This is a genomic window from Micromonospora sp. NPDC005257, from assembly GCF_042872445.1.
GTDB lineage: Bacteria > Actinomycetota > Actinomycetes > Mycobacteriales > Micromonosporaceae > Micromonospora.
The window spans coordinates 343559-369831 of sequence record NZ_JBIAKL010000002.1; the positions used below are offsets into that span (position 1 = coordinate 343559).

Consider the following 26273-nt stretch of genomic DNA (forward strand, 5'->3'; position numbering starts at 1 on the left):
GATCATGACGGAAGGAAGGGTATCCATGCGCGTCGTGCAAAATACGCGCCCGATGATGAGTTTTTCATATATCGCCGCCGACGCCGCGGCCGATACCATGACCAGCCGGTGGATGAATCGAAAAAGGTGCAGACCATGGAGAGTTCACCCCGCTCGCACTCCGCTGACCTGGACTTCAGCGGCTCGGCCGACGTCCTGGAGCTCGTTCGCTCGGTGTGGCGGGACGTTCTCGATTTCGAACCCGACGACGACATCGGCTTTTTCGACTCGGGCGGCGATTCACATCTGCTGTTCGTACTGGTGGACCGCCTCTCCAAGGCCAGCGGGCAGAAACTCAAGACGATCGAGGTCCTGAAGGCCGACACCGTCAGCGGGCAGGCCGATCTGCTGATCCGACTGAGGCAGGCGCAGCCGGAGAACTCCACTGATGACTCCTGAGAATCCCGCGGAACGCAACTCGGTAATCATCGGCTTCGTCGACGGCGACGCCCCGGCGGCGAAACATGTGGCCGACGCCGCGGCGGACGTCCTCGCGCACCACACCCCCGAGGTCGTCCACCTCGAACACGACGGTCCGGCGGACGGCTTCGAGGACCACGCCCGCCGGGCGGCACGCGAACTCGGACGACCCCGGTTCGACCCGGCGGTGTCGATGCGCCTGCTGCTCCTCACCGACGGGATCGCGCTGCGTGCGGTGGCGGTCGTGGCACCGCCGCGCCTCATCGACACGCACGGTGCCGGCCGGCTGCTGGACGCCTTGCTGGCGCGCGCGGACGACCTGTGCACGAACGGTCCGGCGCCGGGGCGGGCGACCGACGGCGACGACCGCAACCCGGACGGAGCGAGCCGCACCGAGTCGTGGGCGGAGCGGCTGGCCGGGGTGCCCACCGACCTCGAGATCCCGGCTGACCGGCCACGCACCGGCGACCCGTCGGTCGGCCGTCTCCCGCTCGACCTGCCGGCCGCCACCACGGAGGCGGTACGTGACCGGGCCGGTGCCCTGGCGGTGGGTGCCCCCGCCTTCCTGCTCGCCGCGTTCGGGCTGACGCTCGGCCGGATGACCGGCGCCGACACACTGCTCGTGGGCGTACCCTCCCGCGTCGGCGATCTCCTTCCGGTCCGCATCGAGATCACCGACGACCGCTCACCGGCGGAGTTCGTCCGCGCGGTCCACGAGTCGCTCGCCTGGAGCACGAACGCCGACGGCGTGTCGCTGCCGCGGCTCGCGCACCGGCTGGGCGCCGCCGAGTCCCCCGCGGCACCGGTCCGCGCGTTCCTGAGCGCACCTGACGAACCCGGCGAGAGCGCGACCGGCGCCGGCCGGGTCCGGGTCGAGGAGCTGACGGGCGGCGTACCGCGATTCGACATCGGCGTGCGATTCGGCCAGGACGGGCCCGGCCACACCGGCCTGTTGGAGTACGCGGCCGGCCGATGGAGCGACGGCGAGGCGCACGGGTTCGCCCTCGGCTTCGTCGCCGCCGTCAACGAGCTGGTCGAGGCGACGGGCGACGACGCGATGACGCTGGCCGACGTCCGCTGCATCTCCCTGGCCGGCCGGAACATCCTGGAGAGGATCAACGCGACCGACCGCTCCTTCCCGGCCACCTCCCTCGACGCGCTCTTCCGCGCGCGGGCGGCCGACCGGCCGGACGCGGTGGCTGTGCGGGACGAGGACTCGGCGCTGACGTACGCCGAACTGGCCGCCGCCGCCGCCGAGCAGGCGCGGCTCCTCCGCGCGGCCGGCGTCCGGGAGGGCGACGCCGTGCTGGTCGGCGTTCAGCGCTCCGTGGCGGAGGCGGTGGCCGTCCTGGGCACGCTCTGGGCCGGCGCGGCGTACATCGGCGTCGACCTGACGCAGCCGGCCGCGCACACCGCCCGGATCGTGGCCAAGGCGGCGCCTGCCGCCGCCATCGTCGGGGAGGACGACGTCGACGCGGTCGCCCCGCACGCCGTGCCGGTGGTCGGTCCGTGGCGACCGGACCGGGCTCCGGCCGCGCCGCCGGCGCCGCCCGTGACGCCGGACCCCGATCGGGTCGCCTACATCGCCTTCACCTCGGGATCGACCGGCGAGCCGAAGGGCGTCGTGGTCCCGCACCGTGGGGTCATCCGGCTGGTCCACGACGCCGACTACCTCATGCTCGGCCCGGAAGAGCGGGTGCTCCGCCTCTCGCCGCTGGCGTTCGACGCCTCGACGCTCGAACTCTGGGGCTCGCTGCTGTCCGGGGCGGCCCTGCAGGTGTGTCCGCCGGGTCTGGTGTCACCTGGCGAACTGGGCGAGTTCATCGCGGAGCGGCGGGTGACGGTGGCCTGGCTGACGGCCGGGCTGTTCCGCCTCGTCCAGGAGATCGCACCCGCCTCGCTCGGCACCCTGCGGCACCTGCTCAGCGGCGGCGACGTGGTTCCGCACGAGCACGTCGCCCGTGCCCTAGCCGACCATCCCGGCCTGACCTTCACCAACGGCTACGGCCCGACCGAGAACACGACCTTCACGACGTACCACCCGGTGCGGTCGGCGCGGGACGTCGACGGCCCGCTCCCGATCGGCACCCCGGTCCCCGGGACCCGGGTGTACGTCCTGGACCGCCGGGCACGGCTCCTGGCACCGGGCGCCGTCGGCGAGTTGTACACGGGAGGCGACGGGCTCGCGGTGGGCTACGTCAACGACCCGGAGGAGACCGACCGCTGCTTCGGCCGCTTCTCACCCGACGTTCCGGAGCGGATCTACCGCACGGGCGATCTCGTCCGGATCGACCACGCCGGCAGCATCCGGTTCCTCGGCCGGGCCGACCACCAGGTGAAGATCCGCGGCTACCGCATCGAGCTCACCGCCATCGCTGACGCCCTGAACGGCTACCCGGAGGTCGAGGACGCCGTCGTCACGGTCGCCGACGGCACCACCGCCGACAAACGGCTGCTGGCCGCCGTCCGGCTGACCCCCGGAACGGACGTCACCCCGGTCGACCTGCGCGGACGCCTGGCCGAACGGTTTCCGTCCTTCATGGTGCCGTCCCTCTGGGCGGTCGTCGACCGGATGCCGGTCACGGCGAACGGGAAGATCGACCGGCGGGCACTCGCCGCCGGGGCGCGGCCGGCGAACGCGTTCGCCAGGAGGAAGGCCGTCCGCCAGGCGTGACGCGCCGCCGGCCGGCCGTCATCCCCAGCGGTGCCGGCCGGCCTCATTCCGGGCTGTGCCGGCCGGCCGGCTAGACCCGCGGCAAGGGAGCGAACCGGCTGAGCCCGTTGGCGACCAGCCGGTCGAAGAAGGCGTCGTCGAGCGCGGCCGGCGCCGGGGACGAGCGCCTGATGAGGTCGTACGTGTGGTCGCTGCGGACCGGCGGCGGCGGGTAGTCCGGTTCGAGCCCCAGCATGCGTCGGCCGATCGGACCCATGTGCAGCAGAGGCGCCACCTCCGGGTGGTCGCGGTGCTGCGCCGCCAGCTCCCACCATTTCTCGGCCGACACCTCGCCCAACCGGTAGCCGGCCCGGCGCAGCGCCTCGAAGCCGCTCATGATCGAGACGAGTTCCGGCCTGACCATGTGGTACGCCTGCCCACCCGGCTGATCGACGGAGAGGTGCGTGATGTGCCGGGCGACGAGGTCGACCGCCTCGCCGGGCACCGATTCGGCCCGGTCGGGGGTGTGTCCGACCGCGACCACCGCCCGCAGCACCGGCATAAGCAGGTCCGAACTGGAGGTGGCGCCGGTCGACGAGTGCCCGGTGACCAGCCCGGGGCGGTAGACGGTGGCGACCACGCCCCTCCCGGCCGCGCGGGCCACCACGCGTTCCGCGGCCACCTTGGAGCGTGGGTAGCCGAGCTCACCGGCCGTCTCCATGGACGGTCGCGTGTTCTCGTCGACCACCTCGATCCCGGCCCGGATCGCGTCGAGGAAGACCGCCAGCGTGGAGACATAGTGGAAGCCGACCGGACGGCCCGAGCGTTCGGCCACGGCAGTGGCCATGGCGACCAGTTCCCGGGTGCCGCCGACGTTGGCCTGCGCGAGTTGCTGGTACGCCGCGGTGAGGTGCACCGAGGCGGCGCAGTGGAAGATCTGGGCGACCCGGCCGACCAGGTCGTCCCAGGCTCGTGGCGTCAGACCGAGCCGCTGCGCCTCCAGGTTGGCGGGCACGGCTACGAGCCGGGCCGGGTCGTCCACGCCGACCTCGGCCATGCGCTCCCGCAGCCGCCGGTCGGCGGCTGCGGGACTACCGGCCCGCACCAGGCAGTAGATCACCGGGTGGGTCTGTTCGAGCAGGGCCGCGGCCAGGTGGCCGCCGAGTGATCCGGTCGCGCCGGAGAGAAGGATCGCGGTCATGCCAGTCCTCAGTTGCCCATGAAGTGCGCCAGGTACTGGGCCAGTGCCTGGGCGGAGTTGTTCTCGGCGACCGCCTTGGGTGCGACGCGAATGCCGAGGTTGGTCTCGATCCTGGTACGCAGCTCCAGGTTGCCGAGCGAGTCCAGGCCGTAGTCGTTGAAGGGCCGGCTGGGGTCGACGGTGCCGCGGACGATCGCGGCGGCCTCGCCCGCCACGAACCGGCGCAGCCAGGCGAGGCGGTCCTCCGCGGGCAGCGCCTCGAACTCCTGGCGCAGCTGCGAGCTCTGGGACCGCTCGCCGCGGTCGTCCCGGAAGGCCGCGGCGAAGGGGCTGCGCGCGGCGAGCGCGGTCAGCCACGGCGCCCGGTTCAGCGGAAGGTAACCGGTGTAGGGCCGGGTGTGCCGCAGCAGGACGTCGAACGCGTGGACGCCCTCGTCCGGAGCGATCATGGCGGTGTCGCCGGCCTCCGCGAGAACCGCACCACGTCCGATCTCACCCCAGGCCCCCCACGCGATGGTGGTCACCGGCAGCCCTTTCTCCTGCCGCCAGGCGGTGAACCCGTCCAGCCAGCTGTTCGCCGCGGCGTAGGCGCCCTGGCCGGGCGAACCGAGCAGCGCGGCGGCCGAGGAGAAGCAGCAGAACCAGTCGAGGTCGTCGTCGGCGGTCGCCTCGTGCAGATGCCAGGCGCCGTCGGCCTTGGGCGTCCAGTCGCGCTCGATCAGATCGTGCGTGATGCTCGGAATCGTCGCGTCGTCCACCACCGCCGCGGCGTGCAGGACCCCGCGCAGTGGCAGCCCGCCGGCCCGGGCCGCCGCGGCCAGCCGCCGCGCGGTCTCCGGGTCGGCGATGCTCCCCTGTTCGACCTGCACGTCGGTACCCGCGTCGCGCAGCTGCCGGATCTGCCGGGCCGCCTCCTCGTTCGGAGCGGACCGGGAGTTCAGCACGATCCGGCCGCAGCCGGCCTCGCTGAGGTGGCGGGCCAATCGGAGGCCGAGACCGCCAAGACCTCCGGTGATGATGTACGCGCCGTCGGCGCGGAACACCGGGACCCGTTCCGGCGTCAGCGCGGCCCGCGTGCCGGGCGCCACCGTGGTGGTGAGGACGAGCTTTCCCAGGTGCTGGGCCGAGGCCATCCGGCGGATCGCGGTCGCCGCCTCGGCCAGCGGGAACGTCGTCGTAGTCGGTGGCGCCAGCTCACCCGCGGCGAGCCGTTCGGACACCTCACGCAGCAGGCGGCCCAGCCGGCCCGGGTCGGCCACGGCCATCAGTTCGAGGTCGACGCTGTAGAACGCCAGGTTGCGGCGGAAGGGCGCCAGGCTCAGCTTGCCGTCCCGGTAGATGTCGCGCTTGCCGATCTCGACGAAGCGGCCGCCGAAGGACAGCAGGTCGAGGCTGGCGCGCTGGGCGGCGCCGGTCAGCGAGTTCAGCACCACGTCCACGCCGGCCCCACCGGTGTCCTCCCGGATGCGGTCGGCGAATTCGAGGCTGCGGGAGTCGTAGACGTGCTCGATCCCCTGCGCGCGGAGCCACTCCCGGCGTGCCTCGTTGCCGGCCGTGGCGTAGATTTCCGCCCCGACGTACCGGGCTATGGCGATCGCGGCCTGCCCGGTCCCGCCGGTCGCCGAATGGATCAGCACCCGCTCGCCCGCGCGCAGCCGGGACAGGTCCATGAGTCCGTACCAGACGGTGGCGAACACCGCGGGGACGGCGGCGCCCTGCTCGACGCTCAGCGCGTCCGGCAGCCGAGCCGCCAGCGCCGCGTCGATCGTCGCGTGGCTGCCCCAGGCTCCCTCGGTGGCGGCGCCGGTCATCACCCGGTCGCCGACCTGGAACTCGGTCACCGCGTCGCCGACCCGGACGACGATGCCCGCGCAGTCGACGCCGAGCGCCGGGGTCACCCCCTCGAAGGCGTTGTACTCGCCGTGGGCGAACAGGACGTCGTGGAAGTTGATGCTCGCGGCGCCGATCTCGATCTCGATCTGACCGGCGTCGGGCGCGCGGCGCGGCACCACGGTCAGCTCCAGCGTGTCCAGGTCGCCGGGCTGGCGGATCACCATCCGCACGCCGTTGTCCAATTCGCCGGCGACGGCCGAGTGGCGTTCGTCGGCGGCGAGCCGGGTGTGCTGGAGCCGGGCCGTGTACCAGCTTCCCGCACGCCACGCGGTCTCGTCCTCGGCCGCGTCGGCGGCGAGCTGCGCGGCCACGTCCTTCGCCGCCGGGCCCTCACCCGGGCCGGTGCCGACGTCGATCTGGGTGGGCCGCAACTCGGGGAACTCGGCGCCGATCACGCGGAGCAGTCCGCGGACCCCGGCGTGCTCCAGGTTCACCGAGTCGCCGGGCACGACCCGCTGCGCGCCCTGCGTGACCGCGTACAACCGGGGTGGGGTCCCGTCGGCTGCGGCGAGTTCCTGGGCGACCTCGACGACCGCCTCGACCAGGTCACGGCCGCGCGCGACGGCTTCCACGCCGGCCGGGCCGGTGGGCTGCGGGCACAGCAGGACGACACCGTGCCACGACTCGGCCAGGGCGGCCTTCGTGTCCGGCGCGGCCCACGGCCGGATCTCGCACCGGCCGCCCTGGTGACGCAGCGCCTCCGCCAGCTCGTCCGGCGCCGGCGCCGCCCCGGGGGACGCGAGCAGCAGCCACGGGCCGGCGGCGAGGGGTTCGGCCGGCTCCGGCAGCTCCCGCTCCTGCCAGCCGATGGTGAGCAGACGCTCGTTCAGCACCTGGTCGGCGTCGTCCCCGTCGCTGTCCCGGGTGCCCATGACGAGGCCCTCGACGATCAGGAGGACCGCGCCGTACTGGTCGACGAGCTGGAGGTCGGCGATCACCCGGTTGCCGTCGCTGGAGTGGAGCCGCACGTAGCAGTACCTGGTGCCGCCGGTGGCGGACAGGAGCTGGAGCCGCCGTACCTCGAGCGGGAGGAGCAGGCCGCCCTCACCCGCACCCGTGACGGCGGGCAGCGCGGCGACGCACTGGAAGCAGGCGTCCAGCAGGGCGGGGTGGACGGAGAAGCCGTCCTGGTTGCTGCGTAGCTGCGACGGGAGCGTGACCTCGGCCAGCACGGTCTGGTCGCCGCTCGCACTCGCGCCCGGACGGGCGAGCTTCGCCCCCTGGAAGGCCGGTCCGTACTGGATGCCGCGCTCGGCCAGGGTGTCGCGTAGCCGATCGCCCGGCAGCGGTTCGGCGTGTTCGTCGAGGAGCACGTCGATGTCCAGGGGGACGGGCTCGGCCTGGCCCGCCGGAGCGGGTACCAGGGTGGCCGAGGCGAGCCGGGGCCGCTCGCCGTCCTCGTCGGCGACCGCCTCGAAGATCGCCTGCCCCGGGATCTCCACCCGCGCGGAGGTGGTCAGGTCCGTACGCCCGCTCAGCAGCAGCATGCGTTCGAACTTCAAGCCGTGCACCTCGGCCCCCGGTCCGTAGACCGTGGCGGCGGCGGTCAGGGCGGCCTCGCAGTACGCCGCGCCGGGGTAGGCGGCCACGTCCCGTACCCGGTGGTCGGCCAGCCAGGGCAGCACGGCCGTGCCGACGTCGGACTGCCAGACGTGGCGCTCCTCGTCCTCGTCGAGCCGGACGTGCACACCCAGCAGCGGGTGGATCGTGGCGGTGTGGGTGGACCGCGCATGGTCCGGCCGGACCATCAGGTGCTGCCGCGTCCAGGTCGGCAGCGGCGCCTCCACCAGCATGCCGTCCGGGTACATGGTGCCGAAGTCCACCGCGCCACCGGCGGCGTGCACCTCGATGAGACTGTTCAGCAGGCCGTACGGGGTCTCCTGGGAGCGGCGCATGCTGGCGATGGCGGCGGCGGGCAGGCTCGCCGCCTGGGCGCACTGCTCCACCGGCCGGGTGAGCAACGGGTGCGGGGACAGTTCCAGGAAGACGCGGTGACCGTCGTCGAGGGCGGCCGTCACAGCGGTGCTGAAGCGCACGGGGCGGCGCAGGTTGGCCACCCAGTAGTCGGCGTCGAACGACGGCTGGGCCCGCGGGTCGTCCAGGGCCGTCCCGTAGAACGGCACCGTGCCGCAGCCGGGCGTCAGGTCGGTGAGCACGTCGGCCAGCTCGCTCAGGATGGGGTCGACCTGCGGGGAGTGCGAGGCGACGTCAACGGCTACCTCTCGGGCCGAGATGCCCCGCCGTTCCCATTCCGCGACCAGCTCGCGTACCCGGGCGGTCGCCCCGCCGATCACTGTCGAACGCGGTGAGGCGACCACCGACACGACGACGTCGTCCAGGTGCGCCAGCTCCTGCTCGATCTGCGCCTCGGGCAACTCGATGGAGGCCATCGCGCCGGCGCCCGCGAGCTTCGCGCACAGCCGGGAACGGCGGCAGATGACCTTGACGCCGTCCTCCAGCGAGAGCGCTCCGGCGACCACGGCGGCCGCCACCTCACCGAGGGAGTGCCCGATGACGGCGCCCGGCCGGACACCTGCCGCCTGCCAGGCCGCGGCGAGTCCCACCTGCATCGCGAACAGGGTCGGCTGCACCCGGTCGATGCCGGTCACCGTCTCCGGCCGGGTCATCGCCTCCGTCACCGAGAAACCCGACTCGCGCTGGATGAGGGGCTCGACCTGGGCGACCAGGTCGGCGAAGGCGGGCTCGGTAGCGAGCAGCGAGGAACCCATGCCGGCCCACTGGGATCCCTGGCCGGAGAAGAGCCAGACCGGCCCGCGCGTGTCGTCGCCGACCACCGGATCCGGGGGCAGTTCCACCACCCGGTCACCGATGCCGCGGAGCGCGGTGACCAGCTCGGCCCGGCCCGCGGCGATCACCGCCGTACGGATGGCGCGGTGTTCGCGACGGCGGGCGAGGGTGTATCCGAGGTCGGGAAGCTCGACGTCCGCATGGGCGTCGAGCCAGTCGGCGATGCGGGCCGCGGTCGGCGCGAGTTCTCCCACCGACGTGGCGGAGAGCGGGAACAGCATCCGCCCGCGCGTGCGTTCCGGGAGCGCCTCGGCCGCCGGCGGGGGCGTCCCGGCGACCGCCGGGGCCTCCTCGACGACCGCGTGCACGTTCGTGCCGGACATGCCGAAGGAGGAGACGGCCGCCCGGCGGGGTCGCTGCTCGTTCGGCCAGGCCTGGGTCTCCCCGGGTACGAACAGCCGGGTGGGCAGCTCGCTGATCTCGCTGTTCAGCTCGTTCAGGTGCAGCGTCCCCGGCACGACACCGTGCTGCAGCGCCAGGACCGTGGTGATCAGCGCGGCGGTGCCCGCCGCCGACTCGGTGTGGCCGATGTTCGACTTCACCGAACTCACGGCGCAGCCGTCGGCGCCGCGGCCGTACACCTCGGCCAGCGCCCGGAACTCGATGGGATCGCCGACCGGGGTCCCCGTGCCGTGTGCCTGAACCAGGCCGACCGTCTCCGGCTCGACGCCCGCGTCGGCGAGCGCGGCCTGGTGCACGGCGCTCTGCGCGGACACCGACGGCATGGTGATCGTCTCGGTCCGACCGTCCTGATTCGACGCGATCCCCTTGATCACCGCCAGGATGCGGTCGCCGTCCGCCAGCGCGTCCGAGGCGCGCTTGAGCAGCACCATGCCGCAGCCCTCGGAGCGGACGAATCCGTCCGCCGCCTGGTCGAAGGGCCGGCAACGGCCGGTGGGCGACAGCATCCCCAGGCCGGACGCGGAGACGGCAGCCTCCGGGACGAGCATGAGCATGCAGCCACCCGCCAGCGCCATGTCGCTCTCGCCGCTGCGGATGCTCTGCACGGCCAGGCTGACCGACATCAGACCCGAGGAACAGGCGGTGTCGATGCTCAGCGCCGGGCCCGTCAGCCCCAGGGCGAACGAGATCCGGCCGGACGCCATGCTCAGCGCCGGGCCGGTGAATCCGTAGGGATGGACCATGTCCTGCGCCTCGGGGCCGTGACAGGCGAGCGCGTAGTCGATGTGCGCCAGCCCGACGAACACTCCGGTACGCGTGCCCGCGAGCGTCGACGGCGGCATCCCGGCGTGCTCGACCGCCTCCCAGGCGGTTTCGAGGAGCAGGCGGTGCTGCGGGTCGACCGAGAGCGCTTCCCGCTCACCGAGCTTGAAGAACTTCGCGTCGAAGCTGGCGACGTCGGTGAGGAACCCGCCCCACCGGGACACCGACCGGCCGGGCACGCCCTTCTCGGGGTCGTAGAACTGCTCCACGTCCCACCGGTCCGGCGGAATCTCCGTGATCGCGTCGCCGGCGCTCTCGATCAGTTTCCACAGCGCGTCCGGGGAGTCGACTCCACCCGGAAATCGGCATCCGATGCCGATGACCGCGATGTCCCTAGGATCCGACACGACGACTCCTCTCAAGGAACTGATCGAGCTCGGGCGATCCCCGAAAGACCGTAGCAAGGCAAGCAGCATTCACACAGGTGAGCAATTCACATACGGCTATGAGCAATAACACTTCAAGTGGCACCTGTCGGCGATCCGACGACAACTGCCACGGCGAGCGACAGACAATTTTCGGAATGAATCCAGATCCGGGCAGTCGTATCGCGACAGGACGCGATCGTCATATCGCCGCTACGGCTGAGCCGGATGTGCCAGAACAAAAGGTCTTCGGTGTCCGGCCCGTACATCGCCTTGAACGCGGCCTCCTTGGCGGCGAACAACCCCTGCGGGGTGAGTTCCGATCCCGGCGCGAGCAGCGCCCGCCGCTCCGACTCGCGAAAGACGAATCGCGCGACCCGTGGGCTGATGGCGGCTTCCTCGACGTCCACGCCCACGGCGGCGGAGCCGGGGAGCACGACGGCGACCGCCAGCCGGTCGGTGTGCGAGATCGAACCGGCGAAGCCGGGCGGGAAGCGCGGCCGACCGTCGGCGTGGCGCGGCACGGCGGCGTCGGCGGCGCCGGCCGCGGCCAGTGCCGCCGACGCCGCCCGACGACCGGCCGCCGACTGCTCCACCGGGTCGTACGGCGCCCGCACCCGGCACCACTCGATACGCATCTCGGCCGGGAGCCCGGGAAGGGGCGGATCGATCACCGTCGGACACCCTCAGGCGTGCACTGCCAACACGTGGTCCGCGAGCGAGTCGATCGAACGCAGCGCCTCCGGCCGGACGTCGTCGTCCCACTGGAAGCCGAAGGCGTCCTCCATCGCCACGAGCAGACTGACAAGCGCGTTCGACGACACCCCCGCCTGCCGGAGTGACCCCGAGTCGGGCAGGCCGCTGAGGAACGCCGCGTCGGTGAACAGGCCGACCAGCAGCTCCCGTATGCGAAGCCGCACCTGGGTCGCCTGGTCAGCCACGCGATTCCACTTCTTCGACGAACCGGCGCACGATGTCCTGGAACGTCTCGGCGTCGTCCACGTACGGGATGTGACCGGCCTTCGGCATGATCTCGTGGCGACCGTCCGGCAGCTGCTCGGCCAGCTCCCGGGCGCCGGTGGGGCTCAGCAGGAAGTCGTCGTCGCCGATGACCACGAGCGTCGGCGCCTGGAGACCGGCCAGCATCTCGGGCTTGTGTTCGTCGTTCATGGCCCGGGTCAGGCCGTTCACCAGGTCCTCGACCGTGGACAGGGCGGAGAACGCCTCCCGGAAGCCCAGGAAGCCCGGCGCACCCAGGAACTCGTTCATCTCGGCGCTGAAGACCTCCGGATACAGGTGCTCGTAGAGCGCCGGGACGCCGTGCGTCTGCAGCGTCCGCAGCCAGGCCCGCTGGACCTGCCGCTGCCGGCGCATCCCGCGCGGGCCGAAGACGGGCGCCGCGAGCACGACGCCCTTGATGCGGTCCGGGTGCCTGAGCGCGGCGTCGCGCGCCAGGAGGGTGGAGGACGACACCCCGATCAGGTAGGTCGACTCGATCTCCAGCGCGTCGAGGAGCGCGATCAGATCGACCACGTGCTCGTCCCAGGTGGGCTCCGCGCCGACGTGCGAGGACGCGCCGTGGTTGCACAGGTCGTAGCTGATCAGCCGGTAGTCCTTCTCCAGCTCCTCCGTGAACACCCGCCACGACGGGCTGGTCAGGAAGAAGGCGTTGAGCAGGGTGATCGGGGTGCCCTCGCCGCGGGACTCGTAATAGAGCTCGACTCCCTCGCGAGTGGCGATCCGCGGCGTGTCCTCACGGTAGGTGAGATCGAGCCGGGAGAGATTCTCGTACCCAGGCATTGGTTCATCCTTTCCCTGTTTGTGGGAGTACGGCGCCCGGCAGGACGTGGGCGAATTCGGCGACGATGTCGGCCGCGGACAGTTCGGCGGAGACGGTGTCGCAGGACAGGCCGCAGTACATCGCCATCTCCTCGATGCGGCCGGTGGTCGCGACCGTCGGCACCGCGGCGCTGAATCGCGGCACCACGTACGGCTTCCCCTCGACCGTCGTACGGCCGATGAAGTTCTTGGGCTGGTCGGGATTGCGCGTGACCTCCGTCGACAGGACCCGGTGCCGCCGGCCCGGCCAGCCGATCTCGTAGACGTCGCTGATCACGGTGTCGGCCCCCTCGGAGGCGCAGACCGCGGCCTTGAAGTACGGGTGGGCCAGCGACTCGCGCGCCACCACGAAGGCGGTGCCGAGCAACACACCGTCGGCTCCCGCGGCCACCGCCCGGGCCGCGTCGGTCGCCGAGCCGATGCCGCCCGCCGCGACCAGACACGCGTCCGGCAACTCGGCCCGCAGCTCGGCGACCAGCTCGTCCCGGGTCGACGTGCCGAGCAGATGCCCGCCGGCCTCGATGCCCTGGGCAACCACGATCGCGCCCCGTTCGGCCGCGCGCACACCGTCCCGTACGGTCCCGACCTGGACGACCAGCGCGCGCCCGACGGCGGTGATCCGCCGGAGCACGGCGTCGTCGGCCATGCCGAACAGCGAGAGGTACACCCGTTGCGGCGTCTCGTCGAGCACCTGCGCCACCTGCCGGGCGAGTTCGTCCGGCCCGACGACCTCCTGGATCAGGTTCACGCCGACCGGGTGCTCGGTGCCCGCCACCAGCCGCTTCAGTGCGGCCGACAGCGCCCCGCCGACGAGCTTGTAACCGCCGAGGCAGCCGGCCGCGCCCGCCTCCGACACGGCACAGGCCAGCTCGGGGCCCGCCACGCCACCCATCCCCGACTGGAGCAGGCTGACACGGACTCCCAGCAGCTGCGCCACCGTGGCGGGCATCAGGCCACGCTCTCCACCGCCGACAGGGCGGCGGTGGCGTCGCCGAAGTGCCGGCTCAGGACGTGCACCCACCGCTCCAGGCCGAACGCGAGGCAACTGGTGTGCGCCGGGCTCCCGGCCACCTGGATGGAACACCGCTCGCCGAAGAAGTTGCGGTGGTAGTTGACCGAGCCGATCGCCAGGCCTTGGACGACGAACTCCTCCTTGACCGGGAACAGCCGCTGCATCTTGGCCTTGCTGCCGTTCTTGTCGAAGAACGGATCCGTCGCGACCTCCACCCGGACGTCCAGGCCGAGGGCGGCACACAGCGCCAGCACTGTCTCCTTGGCACGCCCGAGGTGGTGCTTGGCCCCGTCCTCGGGCCCGATGAAGACGATCTCCCGCATGGAGAAGCCCAGCAGCCGCTGCAGGCCGTCGTAGTGGTCCTCGTTGCGGAAGCACGTCGCGAGCGTGGTCCGCAACAGCCCCGCGTCGGGCAGCGCCGTGCCGGCCAGGTCGAGGTAGATGGCGTAGCAGGCGGCCGAGGGCAGCGCGAACGCGGTCGGTTCCATGATCTCCGGCGGGACACTCTCCAGCGGCCGCGGCGCCTCGGTCAGCAGCTTGCCGAGACGCTGCGGATCCAGCCGGGTAGCGGCCAGCCCGAGGTGCGGGAAGTTGTCGAAGTAGTCGAAGTTGTCCAGGTCCCGGCACTGGATCAGGAACGGGAATCGGAACTCCGGGGCCTGCCAGCCTTCGGCGAAGCGCTGGAACACCCCGTCCACCGCCCGCAGCAGCCGGAGTTGGGGACCGTCCAGGATGCTCAGGCCCTTGTCGGTTGCCGTGGTCATCACGCCGCCTTGTGGTTGAAGAATCGCGCTTCGATCGCCTTGAGGGTGCGGAAGTCGTCGAGGTCGATGTCCTCGGGATCGACCGGCTGGCCGGTCAGTTCCTCCAGCAGGAAGATGAACTCGACGAAGGCCAACGAGTTGATGGCCCGACTGTCGATCAGGTCGAGGTCGCCGCTCAACCGATCGAGCTTGGGATTGCGTTCGAGGATGAACTCCTGAACGGCGAGCATGGGTTCGGTCATCGCGCGATCAGTTCCCTACCTGCGCCGGCCTTGGACAGGAAGCTCCTGGTCCGCTTGAGGATCTGGTCGTGCGCCGCGATCCGGACGGGGTGCTTCAGCGCCCGCCGCCGCAGCGCCAGCGCGTCCGGGATGCCGGCGTCGCGGTAGGCGGTCGGGTCGTAGAGGGTGCCGATGCTGTACTGCAGGTAGCTCTCGAGGTACTCGGCGATGACCGGCAGTTCCTCCGGGTCGCGCGCCGCCACCTGGCCGAGCAGATTGCTGAACAGCAGCCGTCCGAACGCGACGTGGCGGCTCTCGTCCTGATGGTGCAGGCGGTTGATCTCCCGGGCGATGGCCGGCAACGACTGGTCGTTCGCCATACGCGCGTTGTAGTAGTCGACGATCTCCTCGAAGATCAGGATGCGGGCGAAGACGACCAGCTCGCGGGCCACCGGGGACAGGTGGTTGACCGAGTCCGCCTTCAGCGACGGCTGGGGCGGGTAGAGCTTGCCGCCGTAGCGCAGGCAGAACTGCGCGAAGAACCACATGTGCTCGTTCTCCTCGCCGATGAAATGGTGCATGAACTCCGAGACAGCGGCGTAGTTCCGGTCGTGGATCCGCATCACGACCTCGCTCATCAGCTCACGGATGCCGTGGATGTTGAGACTGAAGAAGTTGACGGTCTCGTACCTGGTCAGGGCGAGCTGCTGCTCGCGGCTCAGCTCGTCCCACATCTCCGTGCCGGCCAGCGTGGTCAGGTTCTCGCTCATCCACGGCTTGTCGGTCTCGATGGAGTCGGGCCAGTCGAACATCGTGTACGGGTTGTAGTAGCCGGATTCGGCCATCTGCTCCAGCCGGGCCAGGTCCAGCACCACCGGTTCCATCTCGCGTACGGCCATGTTCAATCTCTCCTCTGCACCGATCGGATATCCGCGCGGACGTGCACGGGCCCCCGCGAGCCACACTCGTGGTGGGCCAGAGCCGCGTCGCCGGAGGCGGTGGACGGGATCACCTTGTTGTAGATCGACCCCAGGCACAGCTCCTGGAACTCACCGGTGTTCGCGGAGAGCCTCGCGGCGAGCTGGGCCTTCGCGATGTCGATGGCTTTGATCCGCCCGTCGTCGTCCTCGACCTCGACGGAGGCGTGCGGCAGGTCCAGCGCGCCGCCCAGCACGCCGCAGAACCACCCGCGCCTCGCCTCGGCCCGGTAGCCGGCCGCCCGGAAGCGCTCGGCCAGCATCAGGCTGGCCGCGATGCAACTGGTCGCGCCCAGTTCGTGCACCAGCGCGTAGTCCGCCTGCATGGGCACGGGCAGCATCTGCCAGCGGTAGCCGGCGGCCAGGTACTCCCGGGTCAGCTCGCGCAGGGCCGGAGAGACGATCGGGGTACGCGCCCCGGTCGTGGTCACCGAGGCCGAGTACTGCGCCGCCTCCGCGCTCGGCTCCGGCGCGGTCACGTCGGCGACCCCGCCACCGAACCGGGCGATGTCCGGCGCCTCGACGCGCCACGGGGCGTGGCCGCCGCAGTCGGCGCACTCCAGCCGGAGCTGGAAGTCCCAGGTCTTCGTCCGCAGCAGGTCGTCCACCGGCCGTCCGGCGAACCGGAAGAGCATCCGGAACGCGAGTTCCGGCTGCGTCTTCGACGTGTTCGAGTACATGCCGAGGTTGTAGAGGTCGTTCTGATCGAAATGGCGGACACCGGACCGCTCCTCGAACGGCAGCCCGGCGGAGACGAGCCGGTCGATCTCCGCCGGTCCACAGCGGAGCATCTCCTGCGCCACGGATTCCGGTCTGTCCCTGACGGAATAGTCAGACGGAATGAACTCGATGCTTTCCGCCACCTTTTCCCAGGGCGCATCCACCGTTACCTGGTCCGACACGGGCCCAACTCCCCAAACACGCAGCGACACGATGACCTTCATGGGGATCCGAGCGGACTGTTAGCCGCTCGGCTCCTGACGGCGGACCGCACAGTTTCAGTCGGCCGGCCGACGGACGATCGTGCAGGAGAAGGTGAACCCGCCGCCGCCCTGAATGAGCATGCCGACATCGCCCGGATCGAGCACCGAGGCCATGTCCGACAGGTTCGCCAGGTATTCCGCGGGACCGAGGCAACCGGTCTCGCTCTCGATGTACTCGGGCTGCCGGTTGAGCAGCAGACCGATGCCGGGCTTGAAGACGTTCTCGCGCATGTGCCGGGTGAGCCGCGGGATCGCGACGCAGCGGATGGCGTCCGGCGCCACGGCGGCCTTCGTCAGGCTCGTCTGCACTGCCGCGTAGAGCTTCTCGACACCGCTCTTGCCCAGTTGCGCGGCCTGACTGGATGCCCGGAAGACGTTGTTGGGGCGGACCAGGCTGATCGGTGCGCCGTGCGACAGCGGCGCGGCGCCGAACTCGTCGTCCCCCCGCAGCTGCGTCTCGAACGACGGGTCCGCCGCCATCTCCAGGGCCAGCAGGTCGAGCAGGTCGTTGCCGTCTCCGCGCCGACCGAGGACGACCGCGGCGCCGGAGTCACCGTAGACGGCCTCGTCGTCGGTGCCCCACCTGTCGAACCCGGGGCCGGTGAACCGGTCGGCGGCGGTGACCAGAGCCGCCGCCGCCTCCGGCGTGGCGCGCAGCCACAGGGCCGCCAGGTGCAGCGCGAGGGCGCCGCCGTTGCAGGTCTGCTGGACGGTCATCGGCAGGCCGGAGACGGCACCGGTCTGGTGCGCGATGTAGTGCGCCGGCGACCAGATGTCGAATCCCTGGTGGTACAGGTGGGTGTGGGCGACGTATCCGATACCGCCCGGCTCGACGCCGCTCTGCGCGAGCGCGTCGCGTGCGGCGGACACGGCCATTTCCGGCGCCGACTGGTGAGTGGCTACGCTCAGTTCCTTGACGCCGACACGCTCCAGGTCTTCCGCACTGAAATCTTTTCCGGGTGGCCCTTCCCGGTCCGGCGGAAACCAGGTCGCCGCCGCCTTGATGCTCAGCCCGCTGCCCCGCTCGGCCATCGGCTAATCGCCCCTTCTCAGCGAATGACACAGGCGAATAGACCTGCGCTCTACCGGACCACGGTACCGATCGGGAAAGCGCTTTGGAACATGAGGAATGCACTATCGGAAGTGCGTGGCACATGACCGGACGTCGCCTTTTTGACTCATCACATTAATCAACCCCTGTCATACCCCAGAGACAAGAGGATCGCGCCCGCGAAGCCGGGTCATTCTCCGGCCCGAATCGCGGCGGCCAGCCCCGCGACGGTGGGATTGTCGAAGAGCCGCCGCATGCCGTCCTCCTGCTTCTCGGTCGTGCCGAGTTCGCGGCCGATCCGTTCCAGGACGCCGATCGCGTGCAGGGAATCGCCGCCGAGCTCGAAGAAGTTGTCCTCCGTGCCGAAGTCGTCCCGCTCCAGGACCTCCCGCCAGATCCCCAGCAGCGTCCGCTCCAGCTCGTCCTGGGGGCCGGACGGACGGGCGGGCGACTGCTGCTCCCTCGGGGTCGGCAGGAGCGTCGCGTCGACCTTCCCGTTGCCGCTGAGCGGCACCTTCGGAATGAGCAGGTAGTGCCGGGGAACCATGTACTCCGGCAGGACGCGTTCCAGCTCCGCCCGCAGCCCGGCGGCGTCGGGGTGGATGCGCCCCGCGACCGCCTCGCCCTCCGCCGGCACCACGTAGGCGACCAGCTGGTGGCGGCCCGTCCTGGGGTTGGTGTCCACCGCGACCAGCGCCTCGCGGACGCCCGGCCGGCGCCGGAGCAGGGCCGCGATCTCGCCGAGTTCCACGCGGTACCCGTTCAACTTGACCTGGGAATCCTCGCGCCCCAGGAACTCGATGTCGCCGCCCGGCAGATAGCGGCCGAGGTCGCCCGTCCGGTAGAGCCGCGCCCCGGTCCGGGGATGCGTGACGAACCGCTCCTGCGTCCGTACCGCGTCCGCCCAGTAGCCGCGGGCCACCCCCTTCCCACCGATGTAGATCTCACCCGTCGCCCACACCGGGCTCGGTTCCAGCCACTGGTCGTACACGTGCATGGTCTGGTTGGCCAGCGGCGTGCCGTAGGGGATCCGGGACCACTCGGGAGGCACCACGCCGATCGGGTAGTGAATCGACCAGATGGACCCCTCGGTGGCGCCGCCCAGGCTCATCAGCCGGGCCGCGGGGTAGAACGCGCGGATCCGGTCCGGCAGGGCGACGGGGATCCAGTCCCCACTCATCATGACCAGCCGCAGGTTGCGTCCGGGCGGGGGCGCGGCCGGATCGTGTGCGTCGATCCACACCTGCATCAGCGCCGGAACGCTGTTCCAGACCGTCACCCCGTGCCGGTGCACCAGCTCGGTCCAGTGCCGGGGGTCCTGCTGCCTGCCCGGCTCGGGCATGACGACGGCACCGCCGGCCGCCAGGAATCCGAACACGTCGAACACGGACAGGTCGAAGCTGAGTGCGGACAGGGCCAGCGTCCGGTCCTCGGGGGTGATCCGGTAACGATCGTTGAGGTCCTGGATCGTGTTGGCCGCGGCCCGATGGTCGATCATGACGCCCTTCGGGGTGCCGGTCGACCCGGAAGTGAAGATCACGTAGGCCAGGTCCTCCGGGGCCGGTCCCGCCGACGGTGCGGTGGCGGGCGCGGACGCCACCTCGGGATCGGCGAGGGTGACCAGCGTGACGCCCTCGGGCCAGGTCAGCTCGTCGCGCAGCCGCGACGTGGTGACCACCACCCTGACGCGGCCCTGCTCGATCAACTGCTCTCGCCGGGCGGCCGGCCAGCGCGGCTCGATCGGCAGGTACGCCGCACCGGACCGGGTGACGCCGAGGACGGCCACCACCTGCTCGTAGCCCTTGTCGGTGACGACACCGATGAGCGCGTCCGGCGACGCGTCCATCGCCTGCAGGACGTGGGCCAGCCGGTAGGCGTCGTCCATCAGCTCGCGGTAGGTGTGCTCACCGTCCGCGGCGACGACCGCTGTCGCGTCCGGGGTCCGCCCGGCCCGGTCCTCGACCAGACCGCAGATCGTCCGGTCCGGGATCGGCGCCTCCGTGGCGTTGACCCGCACCCGCTCTTCGGCCTGCGTGTCCGGCAGCCCGACGAGCTCCCGCTCGTCCCAGGCGGCTTCGCTCTCCCCCAGGCGCTCCAGGCACGCGTGGTGGGCGCGGAACATCTCCGCCATCATGCCGGCCGGGAACAGGTCGTCGACGAAGTCCCAGTTGACCAGCAGCTCGCCCCGGTCCTCGAGCACCTGGTAGTCCAGCCAGACCTGCGGCGTCTGGCTGGCGCCGTGGACGACCTCGCCGAACAGCCGGGCCGACTCGGTGAGGTTCGACTCGGCGTCGAAGCCGATCATGCTGGTGAAGACGACCGGCATCCCCGCTCCGGGCCGGCCCCCGAAGCGCCGGGCACGCTCGCGCAGGACACGGACACCGGAGTACGTGGCGTGTGCCAGGTCGTCCAGGAGCTGGTGGTGCAGCCGTTTCGCGCGCGCGGTGAACGAGTCCTCCGCGTCGGGCCGCGATTCGAGCAGGACCACCGAGGTGAAGTCGCCGATCACCTCACCGATCCGCGGGTGCAGCGGCGGGCGGTTGAACAACGTCAGGTTGAGGGTCAGCTCCGGCCGCTTCGACCAGCGGCGCAGCACGTCGGCGTAGACCGCGATGAGCACTGCCGAGGCGGTCAGGCCGCGGCGCCGGGCGGTCTCCTTGACCGCGGACCACCCCTCCCGGGACAGGCGGGCGCTGTGCCGGGCGAACCGCGCCCGGGCGGGCAGTTGCCCGGGCTGGACCGCCGTCGGCAGGTCCGGAGCGGGCGGCAACTGGTCGAGGCGGTCCAGCCAGTAGCGCTTGTCGGCTTCGAACCGTTCGTCGCCCTGCTGCTGGCGCCGCTGCTCGGCCAGCACGTAGTCGCGGAAGCTGACCTCGATCGGCTCGGGCTCGGCCTCCGGACGGCTGTAGAAGCGGAACCAGTCGCGCTGGAAGAGCCCGATGCTGAAGCCATCCATGATCAGCATGTCGAGGCTCAGGTGCAGCCGCCACCGCCGGTCGTCCAGCCGGGTCGCCCGGACCTCGAACAGCGGCCACCGGTCGGCCGGCAGGATCTGGTCGGCCAGTTCACCCCGGATCCGCAGCAGCTCGGCCTCGCGGGCCACGTCGTCCAGTGCCGACAGGTCGGCCACCTGGACGTCGTACGGCGGGACCTCGGGCAGGACGCGCTGGAGCCCGCCGGGCTCGACGATCGCGCGCAGCATGTCGTGACGGCGGACGAGCTTGTCGAGACTGCGGTTCAGCCGCGGGATGTCCAGATCCTCCACGGCGTACTCGAGGTAGCCGTGTGCCGCGTTCCCGCCGAGTTCCACCGCCGGGGTCCGACCCACCCAGTACGCCTGCTGGATGTCGGTCAGCGGGAACGGCTCGTGCCTGTGCGCGGGCTGCGGGACGATGCCCGCCTGGTCGCCGGCCCCCTCCGCGCGCTTGATCACCTCGATGAGCTCGTCCCGGTGCCGGCTCATCTCCTCGCGCAGTTCGGAGGTCAGGGCGCCGGGCGGGGCCGTCACGTGGAGCCGACCGTCGGTGAGCCGCAATCTGACCCCGCGCCGGTACAACTCGGCGAACAGATCCGTGGGCATCGTGCCTGCCTTCCTGGCGGGTTACAAGATGAGTTCCTCGATCAGTCCGGCGTCCTGCGGCTCCTCCTCGGCGGCCATCAGGCGACGCGCCGCGAGCGACCGGCAGACCAGGTCGACGATGTCCGCCACCGTGCCGTCGCCGAGGAGACGCTGTGGCGGGACGTCCACACCGAGTTCCGCGCGGAACTGCTCCCGCAGCCGCATAGCCCGCAGCGAGTCGAGGCCGAGATCGCCGAGCCGGACGCGGGGGAACCGCACCCGCAGGTCCTCCCGGTCCTCGACGCGCCCGTCGACCATGCCGGTCACCCGCGAGAACAGCAGTTCCGTGAGCGCCTCCCGCGCCGCCTGCGGCTCCTCGACGGCGAGCAGTGACAACCGCGCGGCGTCCCACGGCTCGGCGGCCTCCGGTGCCGCCGGGACACCGCGCCGGTCGGGCAGTTCCACTGCGGCATGCGCCAGCCCGGCGACCGAGACCAGCGGTTCACCCGCGTCGGACCGGAGTTCCAGGTCGAGCCGGCCGTCCGCGGTCCGGCGGACGTGACACCACACCCGCTGGGGCAGCTCGCGGTGCCGGGTGAGACGGGACAGGCGCGAGGGCACCCGCGGGCTGGGCTCGGTGACGAGCGTCAGGGCGGTCAGGAAACAGCTCTCGAGGATCACCGGGTGGACGAGGTGCCGGCCGTCGTCGGCGCCTGCCACATCGGTCTCGACGAGTGCCAAGGCTTCGGCGTCGGTCCGCCACCAGCGGCGTACCACCTGCCGGAAAGCCGGGCCGGAGTCGACGCCGGCGGCGGCGAGCCGGGCGAACAGGTCCGCCGGATCGTGTTCCGTCATCCCGGCGCGCAGTCGGTCGAGGTCCGTCGTGGGCGGTGCCGGCGGGGTCCGCCGCGTGGCCGAGGCGGTGAACCGCAGTGCCCAGCCGCGCTCCGCGTCCCCGGGGCCCGCGCTGTAGCCCTTGATCCGGAGGGCGTCGCCACCGGTCTCCACGCTCGTCTGCACGGCCGCCGGGACCGGGACCGGTTCGGCGAGGGTGACGTCCTCGATCGTCCACACGTCGCCGCTGTGTGCGCCGTGACGGGCGGCCGCAAGCGCCCACTCCGCGACGGCGGCGGGCGGCAGGACGGGCGTGCCCCGCAACCGGTACGCCGCGGCGTACCACGGCTGCCCCGCCGTGAGCGTCGCGGCGTATCGCCGTCCGGTCGAGTCGGCGAGGTCGATCGGTCCACCGAGGAGCGGGTGCACGGCCGCGCGGACGATCTCGCCCGCGCCGACCCGGCTGCCCGACGCGGCGAGCCAGTACCGCTCGCGCTGGAACGGGTAGCCGGGCAGGCGTACCGGGCGGGCGCCCGTTCCGGTGAAGGTCGCCTCCCAGGACACCGCTGCTCCGGCCGCGTAGGCGTCCGCGAGGCGGGTGAGCACGTCCGCCGCCGTCGTGACGGCTTCCGGGCCGAGTTCCAGGCAGGCCGGACCCGGGGACCGTACGCGGGACAGGACCTCCCCGGCCCCGGCCCGGCCGAAGGCACCCGTGGCCCAGTGGTCCGGATCGCGGGCGTCGCCGGTCAGGGTGAGCGCGACACGCGGTTCCGCGTAGCCGATCCGCGCGGTGGTCGCCCGGAGCGCCTCCCGGCCAGCGGGGTCGGCGGCGTCGGAGGCACGGGAGACGGCGGCGACGAGTGCCACGGCGTCCGCGAGCGACAGGACGCCCGCGACGTGTGCCGCGGTGATCTCGCCGACTCCCGAACCGGCGACGAGGCCCGGTGCGACGCCGCACGAGTCGACCAGGTGCCACAGCGCTGCCTGGTGGGCGAAGACGGCGGCCTGGCGGTACGCCCGGAGCGGCCGGCCGAGGTGGGCGTCGAGCCGGGCCCGGACGTCGTCGTACGCCTCGGCGAAGGCCGGGAAGCGTCGCGCCAGCCCGGCCACCGAGTCGTCGTCGGCCGGCTCCCCGCCGGTGAACACCAGGGTGGGCTTCGCGGTGGTGGCGCTGCCGGTGGTGAGGCCGGGAGCGTCCGCACCGCTCGCCAGTGCCGCGAGGGCGGCGAGATGCTCGTCGAGGCCGGTGCCGACGCTCACCGCGCGGTACCGGTACCCGGCCCGTGTGCGGGCCAGCGCGATGCCGATCCGGGCGGCCGCGGCGGGTGTCCCGGTGCCGAGGTCACGCAACCGTGCCGCCATGGCGCGCAGCGCCGGTTCGCTCTTCGCGGAGAGGACCCAGGGCACGCAGGCGGCGTCCGGCGCCGGGGCGGAGTCGTCCGCGTCGGCCTCCGGTGGCTCCTCGACGACCACGTGCGCGTTGGTGCCACTGATGCCGAAGGACGACACACCGGCCCGCCGGGGGCGGCCGTCGGACGGCCACGGGCCCGAGCCGGTGGTCAGCACGACCGTCCCGCCGGACCAGTCGACGTAGTCCGAGGGCCGGTCGACGTGGAGGGTCCGCGCGTGCCGTCCCGCACGCATCGACATGACCATCTTGATCACCCCGGCGACCCCGGACGCGGTCTGGGTGTGCCCGATGTTCGACTTGAGCGAGCCCAGTCGCAGAGGGCGGCCGCTCGTTCTGCCCTTGCCGTAGGTCGCGATGAGCGCCTCGGCCTCGATCGAGTCGCCGAGCGCCGTACCGGTTCCGTGCCCCTCGACGGCGTCCACCTGGTCGGGGTCGAGCCGGGCCTCCGCCAGCGCCTGCCGGATGACCGCCTCCTGCGCCGAACGGCTCGGCGAGGTCAGTCCGTTCGTGGCGCCGTCCTGGTTGACCGCCGATCCACGGATCAGCGCGAGCACCGATCGGCCCTTGCGCAGGGCCACGGAGAGACGTTCCAGCACCAGCAGCCCGGCGCCCTCGCCGAACCCCATGCCGTCCGCCGCCGCGGCGAAGGGCTTGCACCTGCCGTCCGCGGCCAGGGCGCCGCGGCGACCGAACTCGATGATGACGCCGGGCGTGGCCATCACCGTGACGCCGCCGGCCAGGGCGAGATCGCAGTCGCCCCGCCGCAGCGCCTGACAGGCCAGGTGGATCGCGACCAGCGACGAGGAACAGGCCGTGTCGACGCTGATCGCCGGCCCGCGCAGGCCCATGACGTAGGAGACCCGCCCGGACGTCGTGCTCGGCGTGCCGCCGATGATCAGCTGGTCGCCGACACCCGGCGGAAGCTCCGCCTGCGGTCCCGCGCCGTAGTGGCAGTAGGACACACCCGCGTAGACGCCCGCCGGTGTCCCCCGCAGGGCGGCCGGGTCCATACCGGCGTGCTCGACCGCGTCCCACGCGGTCTCCAGCAGCAGCCGCTGCTGCGGATCCATCGCCAGCGCCTCGGTCTCGCCGATGCCGAAGAACCCGGCGTCGAAGCGGTCGACGCCGGTGACGAACCCGCCACGCGGTGGCGGCATCGCCTCGGCGAGAGGGCTCGACGCGTCCCAGCCGCGATCCGCGGGAAAGGGCGCGACGGCATCGCGCTCGTCCACGAGAAACCGCCACAGGTCCTCCGGTGAGCGCAGATCGGGGGGAAATCGACAGCCCATGCCGACGATCGCAATGGGCTCGGAATCCTTTAGTTCGGCCTCGTGCAGTCTCCGCGTGGTGACCTGCAGCTCGCCGGTGGCCTTCTTCAGATACTGACGGAGCTTCTCCTCATCAGCCACCGACCGCGGGCCCCCCTCCGATGTTTCCGGCAATTAGCGGCGAAACAGGGAACTCATTGTTGGAACTCGATTCCTGACGAACCCTACTGGCGCGGTAACCCCGGTAGACACCCCACAACCACCCCTACGTCGACGGGTGACACGCCAAGGGCCCGGCGCGGAGAATCCTCCGCGCCGGGCCCTTCCGTCAGGTGTGGTCAGGCGGCGGCGCAGGTGGCGGTCGCGCCCTGGCCGGTGCCGGTGCCCTGGAAGCCGAAGTTGGTCGACTGCCCGGCGCCGACCTGCCCGTTGTAGCCCACGTTCGTGAACCGGACGGTGCCGCTGGTGCCGCTGGCCTGGGCGTTCCAGGTGCCGGTGATCGCGGCGCCGCCGGGCAACGCGACGGTCACGGTCCAGCCGTTGATGCCCGTCGAGCCAGCGGTGACGTTCACGCTCGCGGTGAATCCGCCGCTCCACTGGTTGATCGCTACCGACGCGGAGCAGCCGTTACCGGTCGGCGGCGGGGTGGTCGGCGGCGCCGTGGTGGGCGGCGCGGTCGTCGGCGGCGCCGTGGTGGGCGGCGCGGTGGTCGGCGGGTTGGTCGTCGGCGGCGCCGTGGTGGGCGGCGGGTTGGGCGCGCCGTTCGCAAGGCTGAAGGCCAGGTCCGGCTGGAACGAACCGGCCGTGTAGCGGCAGCCGTCCGCCTCACCCGGCGGCTTCACCCAGAGGTACGCGTCGATGTTGCCGTCGCCGGTGTTCGTGGTCGGGTACTGCCCGATACGCCGGTCGGTGTTGTCGTCCGCGCACCAGTCACCGGCGGCTCCCCCGTTGCGGCTGGTGTCGATGACCTGCCGCTTGCCGGAGATGCCCATGCCGTTGAGCGCGGAGATGACCGCCCGGCCGAAGTTCGCCTCGCTGGAGGTGGGGTTGAAGTTCGACACGTTCGTGAAGAAGCCGTCGGCGTACTGCACGCCGGCCGCTCGCAGCCGGTTGGCCGTGTCGTTCGCGCTGTTCCAGGTCGAGTGGCCGCCGTCGAGGTACACCTTGGCGTTGGGGTTGGCCGACTTGATGGTCTGGGTCGCCGTGGTGAGCGCCTGGTTGCGGGCGCTGAGCTCGCTGGCGCTCAGGCAGGTCTGGAGCGCGAGCGAGTCGGTCTCCAGGATGATCATGACGGTCTGGTTGCCGAGTCCTCTGGCGAAGTTGGACACCCAGGTCTGGTACTGGTTGAGGTCCGGCGCCCCACCGGCGCTGGCCCCGCCGCAGTCCCGGTTGGTGATCTCGTACACCGACAGCACCGGGATCTGCTGGGCCGCGTTGGCGGCGCCGACGAAACCGGAGACCTCGGACTGGATGGTCGACGGGTTGAAGTTGGCGAACCAGCGGGCCTGCGGCTGGCTTGCGATCTTGTCGCGGATGACGGCTGCGCGAGAGTCCCCGGGGTTGGCGGCGACCCAACGGACGACCGCCGAACTCGGGTCGCGATAGAGCGATCCGGACACGGTGCCGGCGGATGCGCCGCCGACGGCGAGACCGACGCCGGCCGCGGCGAGCCCCGCGACCGCGGCCACGCTGATGGCCGCTGATCTGCGGTGGGACGAGAGGATAGCCACGTCGTGTTTCCTCCTGATCAC

General features: G+C 71.8%; 16 protein-coding genes. 2 read left to right on the forward strand and 14 right to left on the reverse strand.

Annotated elements, in window-relative coordinates; all coding sequences use genetic code 11:
- The first annotated feature begins 108 nt into the window (after positions 1–108).
- On the forward strand, positions 109–438 hold the full coding sequence (locus ACFYO8_RS05060; RefSeq protein WP_355047249.1) for a phosphopantetheine-binding protein: 330 nt from the start codon (positions 109–111) through the stop codon (positions 436–438).
- Positions 428–3133, forward strand: a complete 2706-nt coding sequence (locus tag ACFYO8_RS05065) for an amino acid adenylation domain-containing protein (protein ID WP_355047250.1) — start codon at positions 428–430, stop codon at positions 3131–3133. The genes ACFYO8_RS05060 and ACFYO8_RS05065 overlap by 11 nt, the downstream gene beginning before the upstream one ends.
- Positions 3134–3203: 70 nt before the next feature.
- Here the strand turns inward: ACFYO8_RS05065 and ACFYO8_RS05070 are convergent, their stop codons facing one another.
- From ACFYO8_RS05070 to ACFYO8_RS05135, 14 genes are all read right to left on the reverse strand, one after another.
- Positions 3204–4313 carry a thioester reductase domain-containing protein gene (locus tag ACFYO8_RS05070; protein ID WP_355047251.1) on the reverse strand — a complete coding sequence of 370 codons (1110 nt, stop codon included), beginning with the start codon at positions 4311–4313 and terminating at the stop codon, positions 3204–3206.
- A gap of 8 nt (positions 4314–4321) precedes the next feature.
- Positions 4322–10585 (reverse strand): sulfolipid-1 biosynthesis phthioceranic/hydroxyphthioceranic acid synthase, encoded by a 6264-nt coding sequence (locus tag ACFYO8_RS05075; RefSeq protein WP_354868373.1) that lies wholly within the window; start codon positions 10583–10585, stop codon positions 4322–4324.
- Positions 10586–10698: 113 nt separating this feature from the next.
- The gene (locus ACFYO8_RS05080) at positions 10699–11220 is read right to left on the reverse strand and encodes a 4'-phosphopantetheinyl transferase superfamily protein (protein ID WP_354868370.1); all 522 of its coding nucleotides are present in this window, start codon (positions 11218–11220) and stop codon (positions 10699–10701) included.
- 69 nt (positions 11221–11289) lie between these two features.
- A complete protein-coding gene (locus ACFYO8_RS05085; protein WP_354868368.1) occupies positions 11290–11544 on the reverse strand; it encodes a hypothetical protein in 255 nt (84 codons plus the stop codon).
- Positions 11537–12403 (reverse strand): alpha/beta fold hydrolase, encoded by an 867-nt coding sequence (locus tag ACFYO8_RS05090; protein ID WP_354868366.1) that lies wholly within the window; start codon positions 12401–12403, stop codon positions 11537–11539. Before ACFYO8_RS05090 ends, ACFYO8_RS05085 begins: the two co-directional genes overlap by 8 nt.
- A gap of 4 nt (positions 12404–12407) precedes the next feature.
- Positions 12408–13391, reverse strand: a complete 984-nt coding sequence (locus tag ACFYO8_RS05095; RefSeq protein WP_354868364.1) for a nitronate monooxygenase — start codon at positions 13389–13391, stop codon at positions 12408–12410.
- A complete protein-coding gene (locus ACFYO8_RS05100) occupies positions 13391–14218 on the reverse strand; it encodes a hypothetical protein (RefSeq protein WP_354868362.1) in 828 nt (275 codons plus the stop codon). Before ACFYO8_RS05100 ends, ACFYO8_RS05095 begins: the two co-directional genes overlap by 1 nt.
- Positions 14218–14460, reverse strand: a complete 243-nt coding sequence (locus tag ACFYO8_RS05105; protein ID WP_354868360.1) for a hypothetical protein — start codon at positions 14458–14460, stop codon at positions 14218–14220. The genes ACFYO8_RS05100 and ACFYO8_RS05105 overlap by 1 nt, the downstream gene beginning before the upstream one ends.
- Positions 14457–15338: a diiron oxygenase gene (locus ACFYO8_RS05110; RefSeq protein ID WP_354868357.1), complete on the reverse strand. Its 882-nt coding sequence runs from the start codon at positions 15336–15338 to the stop codon at positions 14457–14459. Before ACFYO8_RS05110 ends, ACFYO8_RS05105 begins: the two co-directional genes overlap by 4 nt.
- Positions 15339–15340: 2 nt before the next feature.
- On the reverse strand, positions 15341–16219 hold the full coding sequence (locus tag ACFYO8_RS05115) for a hypothetical protein (protein WP_354868354.1): 879 nt from the start codon (positions 16217–16219) through the stop codon (positions 15341–15343).
- A 195-nt stretch (positions 16220–16414) separates the two neighbouring features.
- The gene (locus ACFYO8_RS05120) at positions 16415–17269 is read right to left on the reverse strand and encodes a hypothetical protein (protein ID WP_355047252.1); all 855 of its coding nucleotides are present in this window, start codon (positions 17267–17269) and stop codon (positions 16415–16417) included.
- Positions 17270–17640: 371 nt separating this feature from the next.
- A complete protein-coding gene (locus ACFYO8_RS05125) occupies positions 17641–21030 on the reverse strand; it encodes an amino acid adenylation domain-containing protein (protein WP_355047253.1) in 3390 nt (1129 codons plus the stop codon).
- A 21-nt stretch (positions 21031–21051) separates the two neighbouring features.
- On the reverse strand, positions 21052–24663 hold the full coding sequence (locus ACFYO8_RS05130) for a beta-ketoacyl synthase N-terminal-like domain-containing protein (protein WP_355047254.1): 3612 nt from the start codon (positions 24661–24663) through the stop codon (positions 21052–21054).
- A gap of 197 nt (positions 24664–24860) precedes the next feature.
- Positions 24861–26252, reverse strand: a complete 1392-nt coding sequence (locus ACFYO8_RS05135; protein WP_355047255.1) for a glycoside hydrolase family 6 protein — start codon at positions 26250–26252, stop codon at positions 24861–24863.
- Positions 26253–26273: the final 21 nt, after the last annotated feature.

Bases quoted from the DNA above. Each gene is read 5' to 3' on its own strand.
- ACFYO8_RS05065 (WP_355047250.1), top strand. From the start codon at position 428: ATGACTCCTGAGAATCCCGCGGAACGCAACTCGGTAATCATCGGCTTC.
- ACFYO8_RS05070 (WP_355047251.1), bottom strand. From the start codon at position 4,313: ATGACCGCGATCCTTCTCTCCGGCGCGACCGGATCACTCGGCGGCCAC.
- ACFYO8_RS05090 (WP_354868366.1), bottom strand. From the start codon at position 12,403: ATGCCTGGGTACGAGAATCTCTCCCGGCTCGATCTCACCTACCGTGAG.
- ACFYO8_RS05095 (WP_354868364.1), bottom strand. From the start codon at position 13,391: ATGCCCGCCACGGTGGCGCAGCTGCTGGGAGTCCGTGTCAGCCTGCTC.
- ACFYO8_RS05100 (WP_354868362.1), bottom strand. From the start codon at position 14,218: ATGACCACGGCAACCGACAAGGGCCTGAGCATCCTGGACGGTCCCCAA.
- ACFYO8_RS05105 (WP_354868360.1), bottom strand. From the start codon at position 14,460: ATGACCGAACCCATGCTCGCCGTTCAGGAGTTCATCCTCGAACGCAAT.
- ACFYO8_RS05110 (WP_354868357.1), bottom strand. From the start codon at position 15,338: ATGGCCGTACGCGAGATGGAACCGGTGGTGCTGGACCTGGCCCGGCTG.
- ACFYO8_RS05125 (WP_355047253.1), bottom strand. From the start codon at position 21,030: ATGCCCACGGATCTGTTCGCCGAGTTGTACCGGCGCGGGGTCAGATTG.